The sequence below is a fragment of the Pseudomonas sp. DVZ6 genome, assembly GCF_024259445.1.
Taxonomy (GTDB): Bacteria; Pseudomonadota; Gammaproteobacteria; order Pseudomonadales; family Pseudomonadaceae; genus Aquipseudomonas; species Aquipseudomonas peradeniyensis.
Window position 1 is genome coordinate 22,579 of record NZ_JANCLM010000008.1, and the last position, 16,793, is coordinate 39,371.

General features: G+C 65.8%; 18 protein-coding genes. 7 read left to right on the forward strand and 11 right to left on the reverse strand.

What is annotated here, in order from left to right:
* The first annotated feature begins 5 nt into the window (after positions 1-5).
* Together NMG10_RS06505 and NMG10_RS06510 are read left to right on the forward strand one after the other, a co-directional pair.
* Positions 6-1,184, forward strand: a complete 1,179-nt coding sequence (locus NMG10_RS06505) for a type II secretion system F family protein (protein WP_254464013.1) — start codon at positions 6-8, stop codon at positions 1,182-1,184.
* A gap of 65 nt (positions 1,185-1,249) precedes the next feature.
* Positions 1,250-2,407 (forward strand): diguanylate cyclase, encoded by a 1,158-nt coding sequence (locus NMG10_RS06510; RefSeq protein ID WP_254464014.1) that lies wholly within the window; start codon positions 1,250-1,252, stop codon positions 2,405-2,407.
* 15 nt (positions 2,408-2,422) lie between these two features.
* Here the strand turns inward: NMG10_RS06510 and NMG10_RS06515 are convergent, their stop codons facing one another.
* Positions 2,423-3,337, reverse strand: coding sequence for a tyrosine recombinase XerC (locus tag NMG10_RS06515; protein WP_203646763.1), 915 nt, complete (start codon positions 3,335-3,337; stop codon positions 2,423-2,425).
* 215 nt (positions 3,338-3,552) lie between these two features.
* Between NMG10_RS06515 and NMG10_RS06520 the strand changes: the two genes are divergently transcribed.
* Entirely contained in the window at positions 3,553-4,734 is a 1,182-nt protein-coding gene (locus tag NMG10_RS06520) for an NnrS family protein (RefSeq protein ID WP_254464015.1), read from the forward strand.
* A gap of 208 nt (positions 4,735-4,942) precedes the next feature.
* Positions 4,943-5,590 carry a DUF1345 domain-containing protein gene (locus tag NMG10_RS06525; protein WP_254464016.1) on the forward strand — a complete coding sequence of 216 codons (648 nt, stop codon included), beginning with the start codon at positions 4,943-4,945 and terminating at the stop codon, positions 5,588-5,590.
* Here the strand turns inward: NMG10_RS06525 and NMG10_RS06530 are convergent.
* Positions 5,516-6,745 (reverse strand): pyridoxal phosphate-dependent aminotransferase, encoded by a 1,230-nt coding sequence (locus NMG10_RS06530; RefSeq protein ID WP_254464017.1) that lies wholly within the window; start codon positions 6,743-6,745, stop codon positions 5,516-5,518. The two genes, NMG10_RS06525 and NMG10_RS06530, sit on opposite strands and share 75 nt — an antisense overlap.
* A 296-nt stretch (positions 6,746-7,041) precedes the next feature.
* Here NMG10_RS06530 and NMG10_RS06535 point away from each other — a divergent pair, with 296 nt between their 5' ends.
* On the forward strand, positions 7,042-7,305 hold the full coding sequence (locus tag NMG10_RS06535; protein ID WP_186714368.1) for a DUF1652 domain-containing protein: 264 nt from the start codon (positions 7,042-7,044) through the stop codon (positions 7,303-7,305).
* Here NMG10_RS06535 and NMG10_RS06540 read toward each other — a convergent pair.
* Positions 7,302-9,389, reverse strand: coding sequence for a bifunctional diguanylate cyclase/phosphodiesterase (locus NMG10_RS06540; protein WP_254464018.1), 2,088 nt, complete (start codon positions 9,387-9,389; stop codon positions 7,302-7,304). The two genes, NMG10_RS06535 and NMG10_RS06540, sit on opposite strands and share 4 nt — an antisense overlap.
* A gap of 364 nt (positions 9,390-9,753) precedes the next feature.
* On the opposite strand from NMG10_RS06540, the gene NMG10_RS06545 reads away from it, so the two are divergent.
* On the forward strand, positions 9,754-10,035 hold the full coding sequence (locus NMG10_RS06545; protein WP_232855168.1) for a hypothetical protein: 282 nt from the start codon (positions 9,754-9,756) through the stop codon (positions 10,033-10,035).
* Position 10,036: 1 nt separating this feature from the next.
* Here the strand turns inward: NMG10_RS06545 and NMG10_RS06550 are convergent, their stop codons facing one another.
* The 4 genes from NMG10_RS06550 to NMG10_RS06565 all read right to left on the reverse strand — a co-directional run bounded on the left by NMG10_RS06550 (position 10,037) and on the right by NMG10_RS06565 (position 12,943).
* Positions 10,037-10,717: an alpha/beta hydrolase gene (locus NMG10_RS06550; protein ID WP_254464019.1), complete on the reverse strand. Its 681-nt coding sequence runs from the start codon at positions 10,715-10,717 to the stop codon at positions 10,037-10,039.
* 116 nt (positions 10,718-10,833) lie between these two features.
* Complete coding sequence (locus NMG10_RS06555) at positions 10,834-11,643, reverse strand: ABC transporter substrate-binding protein (RefSeq protein WP_254464020.1); 810 nt, start codon at positions 11,641-11,643, stop codon at positions 10,834-10,836.
* A gap of 141 nt (positions 11,644-11,784) precedes the next feature.
* On the reverse strand, positions 11,785-12,411 hold the full coding sequence (locus NMG10_RS06560) for a glutathione S-transferase family protein (protein WP_254464021.1): 627 nt from the start codon (positions 12,409-12,411) through the stop codon (positions 11,785-11,787).
* Positions 12,412-12,490: 79 nt separating this feature from the next.
* Entirely contained in the window at positions 12,491-12,943 is a 453-nt protein-coding gene (locus tag NMG10_RS06565; RefSeq protein WP_254464022.1) for a hypothetical protein, read from the reverse strand.
* Between the two features lie 165 nt (positions 12,944-13,108).
* On the opposite strand from NMG10_RS06565, the gene NMG10_RS06570 reads away from it, so the two are divergent.
* Positions 13,109-13,426: a DUF2388 domain-containing protein gene (locus NMG10_RS06570; protein WP_254464023.1), complete on the forward strand. Its 318-nt coding sequence runs from the start codon at positions 13,109-13,111 to the stop codon at positions 13,424-13,426.
* A 40-nt stretch (positions 13,427-13,466) separates the two neighbouring features.
* On the opposite strand, the gene NMG10_RS06575 is transcribed toward NMG10_RS06570, so the two are convergent.
* The 4 genes from NMG10_RS06575 to NMG10_RS06590 form a co-directional block, all read right to left on the reverse strand.
* On the reverse strand, positions 13,467-14,402 hold the full coding sequence (locus tag NMG10_RS06575) for a 5'-nucleotidase (RefSeq protein ID WP_234561003.1): 936 nt from the start codon (positions 14,400-14,402) through the stop codon (positions 13,467-13,469).
* Between the two features lie 40 nt (positions 14,403-14,442).
* Positions 14,443-15,141, reverse strand: a complete 699-nt coding sequence (locus tag NMG10_RS06580; protein WP_254464024.1) for an MOSC domain-containing protein — start codon at positions 15,139-15,141, stop codon at positions 14,443-14,445.
* A 288-nt stretch (positions 15,142-15,429) separates the two neighbouring features.
* Complete coding sequence (locus tag NMG10_RS06585) at positions 15,430-15,699, reverse strand: hypothetical protein (RefSeq protein ID WP_050705960.1); 270 nt, start codon at positions 15,697-15,699, stop codon at positions 15,430-15,432.
* 66 nt (positions 15,700-15,765) lie between these two features.
* A complete protein-coding gene (locus NMG10_RS06590) occupies positions 15,766-16,686 on the reverse strand; it encodes a LysR family transcriptional regulator (RefSeq protein WP_254464025.1) in 921 nt (306 codons plus the stop codon).
* Positions 16,687-16,793: the final 107 nt, after the last annotated feature.

Below are 16,793 nucleotides of genomic sequence, written 5' to 3' on the forward strand. Positions count from 1 at the left end.
CGGCCATGCGCTATCAGCTCAAGGCCCTGGGCAGCCAGGGCGTGGTGCAATTGCAGGTGGAAGCCGAGGACAGCGACCAGGCCCGGCGCCAGGCCGAGGACCAGGGCCTGCGCGTGCTCAGCGTGCGCAGCCAGGGCCTGGCCCTGCGCCGGCGCCCGGCGGCGTTCGACCTGATGCTGTTCAGCCAGGAACTGGCCACCCTGCTCGGCGCCGGCCTGCCGCTGATCGACGCCCTCGAGAGCCTGGCCGAGAAAGCCCCGGGCGGCGCCATGCGCAAGACCCTGGAGCAACTGGTGCGCCAGCTGTACGAGGGGCGCTCGCTGTCCCAGGCCCTGGCCCTGCAGCCACGGGTGTTCCCCGCCCTGTACGTGGCCCTGGTGCAGTCCAGTGAACGCACCGGCGCCCTGGGCGACGCCCTGAACCGCTATATCGGTTATCGCCAGCGCCTGGACCTGGTGCGCCAGAAGCTGGTCGGCGCCTCGGTCTACCCGCTGCTGCTGTTGCTGGTGGGCGGCGGCGTGGTGCTGTTCCTGCTCGGCTATGTGGTGCCGCGCTTCAGCCTGGTATTCGAGGGCATGGGCACCGAGCTGCCCTGGCTGTCGCGGGTGCTGATGCGCATCGGCCTGTTCCTGCATGCCCAGCAACTGCCTCTGGGGCTGGGCACGCTCATCGGCATCGGCGCGCTGGTCGCCCTGCGTCGCCATCCGGCGCTGCGCCGTGGCGCCGGCCGCTTGCTGCGGCGGGTGCCGGCCCTGCACCAGCGCCTGGTGATGTACGAACTGGCGCGTTTCTATCGCTCGCTGGGGATTCTCCTGCAAGGCGGCATTCCCATCCTCACCGCCCTGGGCATGGCCCGGGGACTGCTGGGCAGCAGCGCGGCCGAAGGCCTGGAGCAGGCCAGCCGGCGGGTCGCCGAGGGCCTGCCGCTGTCCGATGCGCTGCAGGCCGGGCAACTGGTCACGCCGGTTTCGCTACGGCTGCTGCGCGCCGGCGAGCAGTCGGGCAACCTCGGCGAGATGCTCGAGCGCTGCGCGGACTTCCACGACCAGGAAATCGGCCGCTGGGTCGAATGGTTCGTCAAGCTGTTCGAGCCCTTGCTGATGACCTTCATCGGCCTGCTGATCGGGCTGATCGTGATCCTCATGTACATGCCGATCTTCGAGCTGGCGTCGAGCATTCACTGAGCAAGGTAGCAAATGGCCATGCGCATGGCTTAGCATCGCCGGTTTGCCCTTTGAGCCCTTGTATCGTGCCGCTTAGCCTGCCGACCCTGACCCTGGTCGCCGTTTTCATCCTGGCCCTGACGGGCATCCTGACCCTGCACGCCTGGCGGCGTTGCGCCAGCGATCCGAGCCTGGGCTACCTGGGCGCGATGCTGCTGCTCTCGGCCCTGGGGGTCAGCCTGAATGCCCTGCGTGGCATTGACATGGACTACCTGGCCCTGGTGCTGGGCAACATCGTCCTGTTGGTCGGCACCGGCCTGGGCTGGACGGCCATGCGCGTGCTCGGCGGGCGCAAACCGCACTGGCCGCTGCTGCTGGCCGGTGCCGTGTTCTGGGGGCTGTTCAGCCTGTGGCCGGGTTTTTACGGCGATCTCGGCCTGCGGGTGAAAGTGTATTCGCTGCTGACCCTGGGTTACACCTGCCTGAGCATCGGCGAGTTGCTGCGGCCACGGGTGCGCCTGCAGGTGTCCTATACCCCGGCGTTGATCCTGACCACCCTGCATGCAGCGCTCTACCTGATGCGCACGCTGCTCGAGGACGGTGTCGCCCTCGACCACGCCATCAACAGCGGCGGCGCCAGCCCGGGCTTCTTCGCCTTCATCCTGTTCGAGTCGATGCTTTTCGCCATCGGCATCTCTTATGTGACCCTGGCGATGGTCCGCGAGCGCGCCGAGATCCTGCTCCGCGCCGCAGCCTACAGCGACCCGCTGACCGGCATCGACAACCGTCGGGCGTTCATGGAGCGCGGCGCGCAGTTGCTGCATGACTGCGCGGCAGGCCAGGCACCGGTGGCGTTGCTGTTGTGCGACCTGGACCACTTCAAACGGATCAACGACCGCTTCGGCCACCCCGTCGGGGACGAGGTACTGCTGGCGTTCGCCCGGGAAACCGCCCGCCACCTGCGCCGGGACGACCTGTTTGCGCGCATCGGTGGTGAGGAGTTCGCCTGCCTGCTGCGCGGCGCCAGCGAAGCCGAGGCCGAACAGGTGGCGCAGCGGATCTGCGCCGGGTTTTCCGGGCTGGCGCTGCTGGAGCCGGGGCTGCTGGGCGTGAGCATCGGCATCGTCAGCCAGCCGGCCGCGCAAGGCGAGCTGTCGCGGCTGCTGTCGATGGGCGACCGGGCGCTGTATGCGGCCAAGCAACAGGGGCGTGGCCGGGTGTTGCGCTATGCCGAGGTGTCCTGACGCCCTCGATCCCTCTCAGTAGTCGAAGCGCTCCACCGCCCGCCGCCGCTCGTTGTCATCGCGCCGGTCATAGCTCGCCGTGGTCTGGATGTTGGCATGGTGCGCGAGCTTCTGCGCGATCGACAGGTCGTGCTCCTCGATCACCCGGGTGATGAACGCCCGGCGAAAATCATGGGGCATGATCTTGGCCCCCACCTGCGCTCCGCGCTGGCGGGCGATGTAGTAGATCGCGTGTTTGGTGATGCGCGCACGGGTGATATGGCTGCCGCGGCGGATGCGGTTGAACAGGAAGCTGTCGTCGCGCTCGCCGGCGGGCAGGTGCTGGCGGCGCAGGTCGAGCCAGGCCTGCAGCTTGTCGAAGGCCCAGGCCGGGGCGTACTTGACCAGCTGGCGGTTACCCTTGGCCAGCACCTGCACGCTGCGCTCCTGGAAGTCCACCTGGTCCAGGTCGACGTCCACCGATTCCGACTTGCGCATGCCGGTGCCGTAGAGCAGCGCCAGGATCGCCGCGTCGCGCACGCCCTGGGGGCGCGGGTCGGCGGCGCACACGTCCATCAGCTCACGGATCAGGTTGCGTCGCAGATTGCGCCCCGGCGGCAGGCGGCTGCCGCCGGCCGGCTTGACCTCGCGGATCATCAGCAACTGCTCATGGTCGATCAGCCCCTGGCGCCAGGCCTCGTTCATCACCCCGCGCACCGCATTGACGTACAGCGACGAGGTATTGGGCGCATAGCCATCGGCGCGCAACGCCGCGACCAGGGCAATCACATGGCCGGGTTCGAGTCGGTGCCAGGGCACCTCGGCGATATCGACATCGGCGAAGCCCAGGCGGTCGGCGGCATCCTGCAGGATGTAGCGCATGGTCAGCTGGCTGGACGGGGCCAGGCGGGCAAGGTACTGCAGCAGCGGATTGCGCAGGAGATCGGTCACAGCGGGGATCCTGTAGCAAAGCCGAATGCGCGGCGGGCGCAAGACGGCGCAAAGCGAGTCATTTCAACCCTGATCAAGGTCAAAAAGACTACAAACAAAAAGAGTCATAATGACTTCGCGCAGTGCCATCACCTTGATATTCAAGGCCTTTGAACGCTGGCATGCTTCGTGATGGTACCCCATTCAACCGCTCCGATCGAACCAAGGTCCTCGCCATGCTCGTCCAGCCGATCACCGCTCGCCCACGCCGGGCCCTCTGGGCCCTGGGTTTTCGTCCGTTCTTCCTCGGCGGCAGCCTGTTCGCCCTGCTCGCCCTGCTGCTGTGGGCCGGCGTGCTGGCCGGCGCGTTCGAACTCAACCCGGCGGGCGGCATGCTCGCCTGGCACCGCCATGAGATGCTGTTCGGCTTCGCGGTGGCCATCGTCGCCGGCTTCCTGCTCACGGCCGTACAGAACTGGAGCGGCATCCCGGGCCTGAGCGGCCGACCGCTGCAGGGCCTGTTCATGCTCTGGCTGCTGGGCCGGGTCAGTTGGTTCCTGCCCTTGCCGGCCTGGCTGCTGGTCCTGATCGAGGGCGCCTTCCTGCCCCTGGTGGCGCTGGCCCTGGCACGACCGATCATCCAGCGACGGCTGCGCAACAACTACCCCATCGTGGTCCTGGTGCTGCTGATCGCCGCCTGCCAGTGGCTGACCCTGGCCGGGGAGCTGCAGGGCAACGAGGTGTGGCAACGGCGCGGCGTGCTGGCCGGGCTGTGGCTGGTGGCGGCGATGATGAGCGTGATCGGCGGCCGGGTGATCCCGTTCTTCACCCGTCGCGGCCTGGGCAACATGAGCCCGGCGCCGGCCCGCCCCTGGCTGGACCGTACCTGCCTGCTGGGCAGCGTGGCGCTGCCACTCACCTACGTACTGGGCTTCAACGATGCGCCGCAGCCACTGATGGCCGCGCTGTTCGCCGCCCTGGCAGCCCTGCACGGCGTGCGCCTGGCGCTGTGGCATGACCGTGGCCTGTGGCGGGTGCCGCTGCTGTGGTCACTGCACCTGGCCTACGCATGGCTGATCCCGGCTTGCCTGGGCCTGGCGCTGTGGCATGCGGGGTTGTCGATCAATCCGAGCCTGGCCGCCCATGCCCTGACGGTCGGCGCCATGACCGGACTGATCGTGGCGATGATGGCCCGGGTCAGCCTGGGGCATACCGGACGGCCGCTGGCGGTGCCGCGCAGCATCGGTTGGGCGTTCGCACTGATCCAGCTGGCGGCGCTGGCCCGGGTCGTGGTGGTGCCGTTCACACCGCTGGGGCTCGGGTTGTCGGTGCTGTTCGGCAGCGCCGCGCTGCTGCTGTTCCTTTGGCACTACCTGCCGATCCTGCTGCGAGCGCGAGTGGATGGCATGCCGGGCTGAACGACATTCGGGCCACCAGGGTGCCCGCCGCAACCCTTGCAGCGGCGGTGAGACCGAGCGCCGCCCGCGCGGCGCTCGATCTCATAGGCGCTGCAACTCTCACGTCGAACACCTTGAAAGGCCCTGGGTTGAAAACGCGCAGGCTTGCCCCGCGATAGGGGCGCATCTGGTCTACAGTTCAACCCACGCCCATCCGCCAAGGGACCGCATGGCCTTCCACCACCTCACCCGCACCCACCCCCGTCTCAGTATCGCCACCCTGGCCGGCCTGCTCGGCGGCTGGCTGATCCCCGCCGGCGACACCGTGCAGCATATCCTCGTCGGCTGGAACCTCGGCGTCTGGTTGTACCTGGCCATGGTCCTGTGGCTGAGCCTGCGGGCCAATGCCGAGCGGGTGCGCAAGGTCGCCCGTATCGAAGATGAAAACGCCGGCCTGGTGCTGATCACCGTCTGCGTCTCGGCCATCGCCAGCCTGGCCGCCGTCACCCTGCAACTGGTGTCCAGCCGCGGCCTGGACGGCGGCGCCCTGGCCCTGCACTACCTGTACACCGGGCTGACCGTGGCCGGCTCATGGCTGCTGATCGGCTGCATCTTCAGCCTGCACTACGCCCGGCTGTTCTACACCGGCGACCGCCATGAACCGCCCCTGCGCTTTGCCGACGGCGAGCGCAACCCGGACTACTGGGACTTCCACTACTTCTCGTTCACCATCAATGTCGCCGTGCAGACCTCGGACATCGGCGTCGCCGGCCGGGCCATGCGCCGGGTGGTGCTGGCCCACTCACTGGTAGGTTTCGTGTTCAACACGGCGATCCTCGGCTTCACCATCAACATCGCCGCCGGACTGCTCGGCTAGCACCCGCAGCGCGCAGGCAGCGATACGCCGGCACACCTGCTCCAGCACATCGGCTTCCAGCACCAGCCCCAGGCGCAGGTGCCCCGCGGCACTCGGTCCGAAACCATCCCCCGGCAGCAACGCCACGCCCTCCTCGTCCAGCAGGCGCTGGGCGAACGCCTGGGCGCCGAGCCCGCTGCCGCGGATATCGAGCATCACGAACATGCCACCGGCCGGCCGATGGGCATGAATGCCAGGACAGCCCTCCAGCACCGCGCATACCCGGTCACGCCGCTGCCGGTAGATCTCGCGCATCCGCCGCACGTCATCCCCTGCCTGATCCAGGGCCACGCAGGCAGCATGCATGACGAACTCCGGCAGGCCGAACAGCATGCTCATGACCAGGGTACCGAGGTGCCTGGCGAACAGCGGCGGCCCGATCACCCAGCCGACCCGCCAGCCACTCATGGCATGGGACTTGGACAGGCTGCCGATCGACACGCAGCGCTCGGCCATGCCCGGGAGGCTCAACGGACTGGGCGCCTCACCGTCGTACAGCAATGACTGGTAGACATCGTCGCAGACCAACCACAGATCATGCTCCCGGCATAACTGCGCCAGGCGCTCCAGGTCGGCCTGGTCGATCACCGCGCCCGTCGGATTGTGCGGACTGTTGAGCAGCAGGCCCCGGGTGCGCGGGGTGATCGCCCTGGCCACCGCCGCAGGATCCAGGCGAAACCCCTGTTCCGGCCGCACCGCGACCTGCACGGCCCGTGCACCGCAGGCACCGAACACGCCATGATAGGTCACGTACATGGGTTCGGCGACGATCACCTCGTCGCCGGGTTCGAACAGGCACTGGAAGGTCGCAAACAGACCGCACTGTGCCCCTGCGGTCACCACCACCTGCACCGGATCGAGGGGCAGTTGGCTATGGCGCACCACCGCCTCACGCAGGGCGAGGCTGCCGCGCACATCGCTGTAATGGGTGTCGCCGCGGCGCAGGCTGGCCACGGCGGCCTCGACCACCGGGGCCGGAGTGTCGAAATCGGGGTCGCCCACCGACAGCAGCATAATCTCGCGCCCCTGTCGGCGCTGCTCCAGGGCCTGGTAGTGAATGTCCCAGGCGGCGACTGCATGGCCGGCAATACGTTGGGTGAGCGTGGAATAACGCATGACTGTCTCCCTGTCTGCCGGCCGGCACCGTTGGTCCGAAAAGCGCTGCAGATAAACATAGCAGAGCAACCCTCGCTGCCAGCCGTCCACCCACGGGGAAAACGTTTGCCCAGCCAACGAGCACCCACCGTTCATCGTGACAGGACTGTGACCGCCGTCATGCATTAGTACATCTGCCATATTTTCCGGCGAACACTGCCATGGCAGGTGCTATGGTTAGAGTCCCGACGGCCAGGACGGCCACAGTATTACCGCTACGCAATCACCGCGTTCAGGATACGAACAAGGAGGCTGGCATGAACAAGATGACGTTCCCCAACGCCTGCCAGGTGATGCGCTGGCATTTCCATCCGCTGGGTTTCGAGGCCAGCATGGATGCCCCGCGCAGCATGGTCGCCCGGCTGTTCGACCGAGCCACTGGCGAAACCCTTCTGGCGATCGCCGGCATTCCCTGCGCCACCATCATGCCCGCCGCCGATGTCGAGCGGATCATCGAGGCGGTGGAGGCCGAGATGGAAACCTTCGACCTGCTGGCCGGCCCCATGCGCAGCGCTGTCTAAATTGCCTGTTCCTGACGCGCTTTCAACGCCTGCAACCCCTTCATGAACTGCTCGGGCGGCACCGGCTGGCCAAGCAGGTAGCCCTGCAGCGAGTCGCAACCCAGGCGGGTCAGGAAGTCCTGTTGGCGGTCGGTCTCCACGCCTTCGGCGACAATCCGCAAGCCCAGTGCCTGGCCCAGGGCGACGATGGCCGAGACGATCGCCGCATCGTCGCTGTCCTGCTCCAGGTCACGCACGAAGCCGCGGTCGATCTTCAGCTCGTTGGCCGGCAGGCGCTTGAGGTACATCAGGCTGGAGTAGCCGGTGCCGAAATCGTCGATGGACAAATCCACGCCCATGTCCGACAGGCGCTGCAGCACATGCAGGCTGGCGTCGGCATCGCGCATGGCGGTGGTTTCGGTGATTTCCAGGGTCAGGCGGTTGGCCGGCAGGCCATTATCACTCAACGCCTGGGCCACGTTGTCGACCAGTCCGGCATGGCAGAACTGAATGGCCGACAGGTTGACCGCGATACGCCAGTCGTCGTTGCCCTCATCCAGCCACTGGCGCATCTGCCGACAGGCTTCGCCCAGTACCCACTCGCCGATCGGAATGATCAACCCGGTCTTCTCGGCCAGGCCGATGAAACGGTCCGGCAGCATCAGGCCATGTAGCGGGTGCTCCCAGCGCAGCAGGGCCTCGGCGCCGATGGGCTGGCGCTGCACGGCGTCGAACTTGGGCTGGTAGTGCAGGCGGAACTGCTGGTGCTCCAGGGCCGTGCGCAGATCCTGCAGCAATTGCAGTTGCTGGCGCGCGTTGCTGTTCATCGAGGCGTCGAAGAAGCTGTAGCCGTTCTTGCCGGCGCTCTTGGCGTGGTACATGGCCGCGTCGGCGTTGCGCAGCAGCTCGTGCTGGTCCAGGCCGTTGCCCGGGTACAACACGATGCCCAGGCTTGCCGACAGTTGCAGGTCGTGCTCGGCCACGCGGAACGGCCTGGCCATCAGGTTGACCTGCTTGACTGCGACGTTCATGGCGTCGTCCGGCTCTTCCAGCTCCACCAGCAGCACGAACTCGTCGCCGCCGATCCGCGCCAGGGTGTCCTGGCTGTGCAGATGGCCGCGCAGGCGCGCCGCCACGGCCTTGAGCAGCAGGTCGCCGACATGGTGGCCGAAGGCGTCGTTGACCGGTTTGAAACCGTCCAGGTCGATGAACATCAGGGCGAAGCAGCCGCCCTGCTCCGCCACCCGGCCCATGGCCTGGTCGATACGGTCGGCCAGCAGCGTGCGGTTGGGCAACCCGGTCAGGGTGTCGTGCAGGGCCAGTTGGGTCAGCTCCTGGTTGGCCAGGGTCAGCGAGCGTGCCAGCTCCGCCGTGCGCGCTTCCAGGCGGGCGTCCAGCACCGAGGTGAGCAGGGCCACCGCCAGCACCGCCAGGGTGGTGATCAATACCAGGTAGTCCAGGCCGTCGCCGGCCAGGCCCGTGGCCAACGCGCCACAGAAGCTGCCCGCCGGGAAGTTGGCCGCGGCCATGCCGGTGTAGTGCATGCCGACGATGGCGATGCCCATCACCACTGCCGCGACGCCGCGGATCTGGCGCACATAGGGCGTGTGCTGGCGCAGGCGGAAGGCAATCCACAGCGCCGCCGCCGACGCCCCCACCGCGATGGCCAGCGACGCGCCGAACAGCGTCGGGTCGTAGTCGATACCCGGCTGCATGCGCAGCGCGGCCATGCCCATGTAGTGCATGCAGGCGATGCCGGTGCCCATGATCAAGGCGCCGAACGCCAGCTGCAACCACGGCAGCTTCGGCTGGCTCACCAGCCACAGGGCAAAGCCCGAGGAGGCCACCGCGATCAGCAGCGACAAGGCCGTCAGGGCGGTGTCATAGCCCAGCTCGATCGGCAGGCTGAACGCCAGCATGCCGATGAAATGCATCGACCAGATGCCGATGCCCATGGCGAACGCCCCGCCACCCATCCACAGGTACACCGCCCGCCCCTTGGCCGTGGCGATGCGCCCGGTAAGGTCCAGGGCCGTATAGGAGGCAAGGATGGCCACGCACAGCGAAATCAACACCAGCGAGGAGGAGTAACTACCGATCAGCATTCGCACTTCCAGGAACAGGCCGAAGGACGGCCCGGGAAAAGCCGATAATTGTACTCAAGCTTTGGCGAAACGCACGGGGTTTTCGCGGGTCTGAGTGGATCCAATGATTGACCGGAGGCGCCGCAGGGACTGGGCTAGAGCGCATTGCCCAGTAATTGAAGGCATATTGCCATTGGTCGTCTCGGACCTCATCGCGGGGCAAGCCCGCTCCCACGCTGTGAAACATGCCTGAATGACCTGGAAGATGGCGTGGGAGCGGGCTTGCCCCGCGATAGCGTCATGACGAAACCCAAGCCAGGCGAAGCGACTCCAGCTAATCTGAACAGGCCAACACCCTGAAACCACGCCGCCCCAGGAGCTCGCCATGGCCACCCGCCCCAGGCAGGCAGTGCTGCTCGCCCTGCTTGCCCTCGCACTGTCGCTGACTGCCGGCTGTTCTAGCAAACACACCACCACCCGCTACGCAGCACAAGGCTCCGCTTGCTATGCCAAGGCCCTGCCCAGCAGCGGCGAGGGTGGCCTGGCCTTCGGCCCTACCCTCGCCATGGCCAGCAAGAAGTCGCTGGCCAGCTGCGTGCGCTACGCCGGCAGGTCGGGCGGCACGCCGCACACCTGCCAGGTCGTCGTGGCCAAGTGCAAGGGCTGAGCTAGCCCAGCGCCTCCTCGATCAGCGCGGCGACTTCCTTGGCCCGCGAGGCCAGCGATGCATGACTGGCATCCAGGGTGATGACCTTGCGCGCCTTCAACCGCGCCGACATCATCTGCTGGTTGGCCGGCGCGATCATGTGATCCTGGCTGGAGACCTGGTACCACGACGGTTTGTGCTTCCACGCCGGATCAACGATGGTGTCGCCAAAGGTGCTCGCCAGCGGCGCCTTCTGCGTCACTGCCATGACCAGCGCCTCATCCGCCGACAGGTCCTGGCAGAAACTCTCGTGGAATTTGTCGGGTTTGATCCACAGGTAGCCGTCGCTGTCCGGCGCCAGGTTCGCTGCCGCCAGCGGTGGATGCTGCTGGGTCAATCCGCCCGGGCTTTCACCCGCATCGGGTGCGAAGGCCGCAATGTAGACCAGCCCCGTTACATTGGCCTGGTTGCCCGCCTGGGTAATCACCGCTCCGCCATAGGAGTGGCCGACCAGCAGCACCGGCCCGTCCACCTGCGCCACCATCTTGCGCGTGCGCTCGGCGTCATCCGCCAGTGAGGTCAGCGGCAGCTCCACGGCGCGGACTTGCGTGATGCCCTTGCGCGCCAGCTCGACGATCACCTTGCCCCAATGGGCGGCACCGCCCCAGAAACCGTGTACCAATACGACCGTTGGCTTGCTCATGGATGAACACCTTCGCTAGGGAAACAGGGATGTGATTCGCCGCAACAGCATAGGCCATAGGCTGGCGCGCCTTAGATCAAAGGCACTGGACGGCACTCGCGCAAATGACGCAAAACCTATTGGCCGGTCTGCTGGCGTTGCCAGCGTTGCAGGTTTTCTGCCACCAGTTGCTCGGGCAACGGGCCTGCAACCAGCGCCTTCATCTTGCGCGCCAACTGCTCGCGCAGCGCCGGCTTGTTGCAGCCGGACTTGTGCGACAACGCCAGGTACAACCCTTCGCTGGAGACTGGCGGTTCGAGCACCTCAAGCGCCTGCTCCTTGCCCAGCGTGCGAGCCAGGGCCAGCCCGGGATAGTGCTCGAAGATCACATAGTCGCTGCGCTTGAGCAGCAGCTTCTGGAAGGCCTGAGTGACACTGGGCACGGCCTCGAGGTTGAGTTGCGCCCTTGCGTAGTCGTCGAAGGCCTGGCCGTGGCTGTTGTTGACCAGCGTCCCGCCGCGCCGGCCCTTGAGGTCGGACCAGTCGCTGTAGGCGAAGCCCTCGCCCTTGCGCACCCAGACCACACTGGAGTTGAACAGGAATGGCGGATTGACGAAATCCACCAGCAGTTCCCGCGCCTGGGTGTGGAAATACCCGGCAAGCATGTCGACGCGCCCGCTGCTCACCTCTTCCTGGGCCCTCGACCAGGGCCCGACATACACCACGTCCACCACCAGACCGAGCTCCTTGGCCACCTGCTTGAGCAGGTCGGCATTGGCGCCGATCAGGCGCTCGGGGTCCTGCGGGTCCCGCCAGAGGTAAGGGGGATACTCCGGATTGCCGGTGGCGGTGAGGTGCTGGCAGGCGTCAGCGGCGACGCTGATCTTGGGCACCATCGCCAGGGCGAACGACAACATCACAGACACGCCCAGACAACGTCCGTTCATTGCGTTCCTCGTACTATGGATTACGCCACTGACAACGTGGCCTTACACAGTGTGCACGAGAAATGGCCGAACGCCACGTGCGCTGTCGCGATCCGTGCTGCGGTACGTCGTCACGCCAGGTGCTGAACGTGCCGGGCTGTCTCAGCCGGCCGCTCGCGGCATCAGGTCGTAGGGGTGCTTCCAGCCCGGAATTGCCTGGATACGCGCCTTCCAGGCTTCGATATGGCGGAACTCCTCCAGCGCCAACCCCGTGTCTTCAGGCATGTACACATATCCCGCCAGGGACAGGTCGGCAATGGTCAGCCGCCCACCCACCATGAACGGCGTGTTTGCCAGGTGCGCATCGACGATCTGGTAGGCCGCCTTGGCCCGCTCGCGCAAGAAGCGGGTGACATCCGACTCGCCCATGCTCTTCAGGCAATAGATGAAACGCAAGGCCGCGTAGTAGCTGGTGAACTTGTGGTTGTCGAACAGCATCCAGCGCCAGATCTCGCGCTTCTCATGATCGTCACGCGGGCCGAAGCGGCCGGTGCGCTCGGCCAGGTAGTCGAGGATCAGCGCCGACTGGGTGAGCTTCTCCCCGGCGTGCTCCAGCACGGGCACCTCGCCCTGTTCATTGACCGCATCACGCCAGTCCTGGCCACGGGTCTGGCCGTGGAAGAAATCGACGAACTCCGGCGCCCAGTCCTGGCCGGTGAGTTCCAGCATCAATGCGACCTTGTAGGCGTTGCCGGATTCGGCAAAGCAGTGGAGCGTGTATTCGGCCATGGGCATTCGGTTCCGTTGATTGAGTATCGCTAGCGAGTCATCACCAGCACTTGCCCTTCGAATCGTAGTGACAGATTTCCTAACCACCAGAATTTTTGGATCGGCTGCTTGAGCGGCTGCCCCCGCGGAAGGTGGTGTCCTGGCCGCCGAGGGCGTTGGGCCTGCTCCTGGAACTGCGGCCATCGTTGTAGGTGGTGTCCTGGCCGCCAATGTTATTGGGCCGGCTTCTGGAACTAAGGCCATTATTGTAGGTGGTGTTTTGGCCGCCAATGTTATTGGGCCTGCTCCTGGAACTAAGGCCGTCGCTGTAGGTGGTGTCCTGGCCGCCAATGTTATTGGGCCTGCTCCTGGAGCTGCGGCCATCGCTGTAGGTGACATCCTCACCGCCAATGTTATTGGGCCGGCTTCTGGAGGTGGTGCCGTCACTGTAACGGCAATTCTGACCGCCAATGTTATTGGGCTGGCATGTGTCGGCCAGGGCCAGCGGTGAAACAAAAATCAAAGTGGCCAACAGCGCAAACTTGAACTTCATGAATCTTCCTTGAACCGATCTACCGAGAAGGTGCCTGAACAATACAATGGCCGCATGCCATTAGCGAGTGCGCCATTCGACCGCCTGTGGAACTCCCTGCGCCCCTTCACGCTCTTAACATCATGCAGTAACTCCCTTGGGCATTACCTTTCCGGAGGACTCGCCATGCGCCATTTACTGCTCGTTCCCTCACTGCTGCTCCTGCTCCCCGCCAGTGCCGCCCTGGCCCGCGTCGATGCCGGGGATGTCGCCACCTCGGCGGGGATCTCCGCATCGCTGTACTCGACCTTCAAGGACGACAAACGGATCATTCCGGCCCGTGACGAACTGTCGGCCTTCGTCGCCAGTGGTGGTGCCATTCGCGGGGCTTACCTGGAGTCGGCGCTGGCCCATGTACGCCAGGCCAATCCCGGGCTGCAGGCCAGTGACGAGGAACTGGCCCGGGCGCTACTGTCGCAGGATGACGGCTTGGCGGATCACTGAGCGCAAGAAACCCGGGGCCGCCCATGCGGCCCCTGCCTGCTCAACGCGCCCGGTTGGTAACCCCGAACGGGATGTGCACTGACGGCGCCACGGTGCTGGTGCTCTTCAAGTGCCCCGACTGGTCGTCGAAGAAGATGTGCGGCTTGAGCACCTGAAGCACCCGTCGCTTCTCGATACCGCCGAGGAAGAACGCATCGTTGGCCATCACCCCCCAGCTTTTCAGGGTGTTGAGCGCTCGTTCATGGGAGGGCGCGTTGCGCGCCGTGACAATCGATACCCGCAGGCGGTTCTCGTAGCCCGGATGGGTCAGCTTGTGCTGTTCCTCGGCCGCCTGGATGCGGGCGATGCGCACGAAGAACTCCTTGAGCGGGCCAGGGTTGTGCGGCTGGGTGACGTTGATCACCTCATGGGCGTGAAAGCTGTCCAGCCCGCCTGACTGCATCACCGCCTCCGACTCGTCCCCGGCCAGCACGCCGTCGAAGTCAAAGGCGATGCGCAGGTTGTCGTCGCTTTCGTCGTCATCGAACTTCGAATCCAGCACCTGCCCTGCCGGATAACCGGCCTTGATCGCGGCATCGACGTGCTGCTTGTCAGCGGAGAGGAACAGGGCGATGTTCAGCGCCGGGATGTACTCGTACGGCGAGCGGCCCTGGGTGAAGATCGCCCGGGTCATGTTCAGGCCGTAATGGCCGATGGTCTTCATCACCCGCATGCCGGTGTCCGGGTCGTTCTGCGACAACAGCACCACCTCCACCAGCGGGTCCTCGGGATCGCCGCGCAGGTCGTTGAGGGCCAGCAGGCGCTTGATGAAGGGATAGGCAATGCCTTTTCCCAACGGCACGTCCAGGTGCTGCTCCTGGTATTTGCGGTACTGTGCCTCGCCCTCTCGACGGAACACCGCGTCCGATTCACTGAGGTCAAACACCGCACTGGAGGCGACACCGATGACCAGCCGATCATCCAGTTCGAAGGCCATGGGGCTTTCCTTGTATTGATAACGTTATGCGTGACGCCGCTCAGCCTTCGCTGCGGCCCTGCAGGCGCGAGGTCCAGTCTTCGACCTGATGTTGCTCCAGGCGCTTCTCCAGGGTCCGGCGCCAGTTCGGCACCAGCGGCAGCGCCAGGCACTCGCGCAACAGGTCGGGCTCCAGCCGCTTGTCGAACAGCACCGCCGAAAGCCGCGCCACCGACCATTCACCGTGCGGGCGCTCGACCAGTTGCAGGGCATCGCCGGCCTCGATCACGCCCTCCTCCAGCACCCGGTAGTACCAACCGGTTCGCCCGCTCTGTTGCACCCGCAACGCCATCTGCGCCACGTCGAAGCGGTCGTTGAGCTTCCAGCACGGCATGCGCCCCTGGGAGATTTCCAGTAACGCCGTGCCGACGCGGACCCGGTCGCCCAGGCAGACATCGCCCTCGCGCCAGCCGGTGCTGCTGAAGTTTTCGCCGAAGGCGCCGGGCCGGTCCAGCAAGGGATGCTCGCCCAGTTCGGCAGTCCAGTCGGGATAGTGATCGCGGGGGTAATGGTGGATGGCTTTCTCGACACCACCGTGTACGCGCAGATCGCCCTGTTCATCGCCGGCGATACCGATGAAGGTCACTGCCAGAGGCCCTTGGCGAGGCTGCTTGTCGATGGCACTGTGCGAACCCGGGCGGGTGAACGGCCGGGCGCAGCCGGTGAGCAGGCTGTCGAGGCGCGGGCTGGGCAAGTTCATGCGGCGGTCTCGTGGAAAGGTCCGCAGAGCTTACACCAGAGCGCCTGAGGGCCCAACCGCATTACCTGTGGGAGAAACTGTCTTGCTGAGTTTTTTCAGCTGCCGCGATCTCTGTAGGAGCGGCCTTGTGCCGCGAAAGGGCTGCGAAGCAGCCCCAGGATTTCAGCGTTCTTGCAAAGATCGCCGGGGCCGCTTTGCGGCCCTTTCCGGCCGGTCCGGCGCCCCGGCAAGGCCGCTCCTACAGGTTGGAGTAGCACCTGTGGGAGCTGGCCGCGCAATCATAGACCGTTACTTGCCCCGCGCCTTGTTGTAGATGGTCTTGGCGCGGTCGGCCGAGGCTTGGCACTTGGCCATGTCGCCTTTGTCCCGTGCGTCCTTGGCCTGCTTGAGCAGCTCGTGATAGTCATGGGCCATGCCGCCGTGCAAGGCCTGGCCATCGGTCTTGCTGATGCTCTCCAGATCATTGATCTTGGCATCGCAATTGGTCGCCGGACCATCCTCGGCGTAGGCGGCGAAACTCAGTACACAGGTGATCGCTAGCAGTGTCATGGATTTCATGGCGTGTTCTCCTGGGAAATCGACGCAGCTCAGAGCTTAGTCCGCCAGTGCCTGCCCGACGGGACTTCAGCCCAACGGTCGTGCAACCTCGCCGACCAGGAAGTCGATGAACACCCGCACCTTCAACGGCATGTGCCGGGCCTGCGGATACACCAGCATGAACGGCCGCGACGTCCCGCCATGTTCGGCCAGCACTTCCACCAGCTCGCCGCTGTCCAGCGCCTCCTGCACGGTGAAGCGGTACGCCTGCATCAGGCCGCCCCCATGGCGCACCAGGGTCGTGGTGGCGAGGAAATCGCCCAGGCAAGTCAGCGCACCCTGGGTCTCGAGCTCGACCAGCAGCCCGTCACGGCAAAAGCTCCAGGGCGGACGCCTGCCGCTGCTGGGCAGCTCGAACTGGATGCACTCATGCCCGGCCAGGTCCTCCAGGGCCTGTGGCGTACCAGCCCGGGCCAGGTAGCCGGGGGTGGCGACCACCACCAGCTCGGCGTCCTCCAGGCGCCGGGCCACCAACCGCGAATCGGCGGGCGCGCGGCCACGGATCGCCAGGTCGAAGTGCTCCTCGGCGAAATCGACGTTGCGGTTGCTGACATGCACATCCACCTGTACCCCTGGATAGCGCTGGCGAAAACGCGGCAGCAGTGGCAACAGGCGGTGATGGGCATAGGGCGTAGGTGCGCTGATGCGCAGGCGGCCAGCGGGCTCGAGCTGGCCACCGGTGACTTGGCGCTCGGCCTCGACCAACTGCCCCAGTGCCTGGCGGCAGTGCAGGTAATAGGCCTGGCCGGCCTCGCTCAGGCGCATCTGCCGGGTGGTGCGCACGAACAGGCGCACGCCCAGACGCTCCTCCAGGCGCGCCACCGAGCGGCTCACCGCCGCGGGGGTGACCCCTGCCAGGGTGGCCGCCTCGGTAAAGCTGCCGGCATCGGCGGCAAGGCAGAACAACTCCAGGCTGCCCAGTTGCAGGTCATCGAAATGGCGGGTCATGGCGGGCTCTATTAATTACATGATGTATCGATTGAAATGCCCTGCGCCTCATTTTTCAAGCCGAGATTGCAACTTAAAGTGGCTCCACACCCGAGCAACGGCTCGCA

What these genes read in the sequence shown, in the direction of transcription:
- NMG10_RS06560 (WP_254464021.1), bottom strand. Translation starts at nt 12,411, where the DNA reads ATGGCCGAATACACGCTCCACTGCTTTGCCGAATCCGGCAACGCCTAC.
- NMG10_RS06520 (WP_254464015.1), top strand. Translation starts at nt 3,553, where the DNA reads ATGCTCGTCCAGCCGATCACCGCTCGCCCACGCCGGGCCCTCTGGGCC.
- NMG10_RS06545 (WP_232855168.1), top strand. Translation starts at nt 9,754, where the DNA reads ATGGCCACCCGCCCCAGGCAGGCAGTGCTGCTCGCCCTGCTTGCCCTC.
- NMG10_RS06540 (WP_254464018.1), bottom strand. Translation starts at nt 9,389, where the DNA reads ATGCTGATCGGTAGTTACTCCTCCTCGCTGGTGTTGATTTCGCTGTGC.
- NMG10_RS06555 (WP_254464020.1), bottom strand. Translation starts at nt 11,643, where the DNA reads ATGAACGGACGTTGTCTGGGCGTGTCTGTGATGTTGTCGTTCGCCCTG.
- NMG10_RS06505 (WP_254464013.1), top strand. Translation starts at nt 6, where the DNA reads ATGCGCTATCAGCTCAAGGCCCTGGGCAGCCAGGGCGTGGTGCAATTG.
- NMG10_RS06550 (WP_254464019.1), bottom strand. Translation starts at nt 10,717, where the DNA reads ATGAGCAAGCCAACGGTCGTATTGGTACACGGTTTCTGGGGCGGTGCC.
- NMG10_RS06535 (WP_186714368.1), top strand. Translation starts at nt 7,042, where the DNA reads ATGAACAAGATGACGTTCCCCAACGCCTGCCAGGTGATGCGCTGGCAT.
- NMG10_RS06585 (WP_050705960.1), bottom strand. Translation starts at nt 15,699, where the DNA reads ATGAAATCCATGACACTGCTAGCGATCACCTGTGTACTGAGTTTCGCC.
- NMG10_RS06580 (WP_254464024.1), bottom strand. Translation starts at nt 15,141, where the DNA reads ATGAACTTGCCCAGCCCGCGCCTCGACAGCCTGCTCACCGGCTGCGCC.
- NMG10_RS06565 (WP_254464022.1), bottom strand. Translation starts at nt 12,943, where the DNA reads ATGAAGTTCAAGTTTGCGCTGTTGGCCACTTTGATTTTTGTTTCACCG.
- NMG10_RS06530 (WP_254464017.1), bottom strand. Translation starts at nt 6,745, where the DNA reads ATGCGTTATTCCACGCTCACCCAACGTATTGCCGGCCATGCAGTCGCC.
- NMG10_RS06590 (WP_254464025.1), bottom strand. Translation starts at nt 16,686, where the DNA reads ATGACCCGCCATTTCGATGACCTGCAACTGGGCAGCCTGGAGTTGTTC.
- NMG10_RS06570 (WP_254464023.1), top strand. Translation starts at nt 13,109, where the DNA reads ATGCGCCATTTACTGCTCGTTCCCTCACTGCTGCTCCTGCTCCCCGCC.
- NMG10_RS06575 (WP_234561003.1), bottom strand. Translation starts at nt 14,402, where the DNA reads ATGGCCTTCGAACTGGATGATCGGCTGGTCATCGGTGTCGCCTCCAGT.
- NMG10_RS06525 (WP_254464016.1), top strand. Translation starts at nt 4,943, where the DNA reads ATGGCCTTCCACCACCTCACCCGCACCCACCCCCGTCTCAGTATCGCC.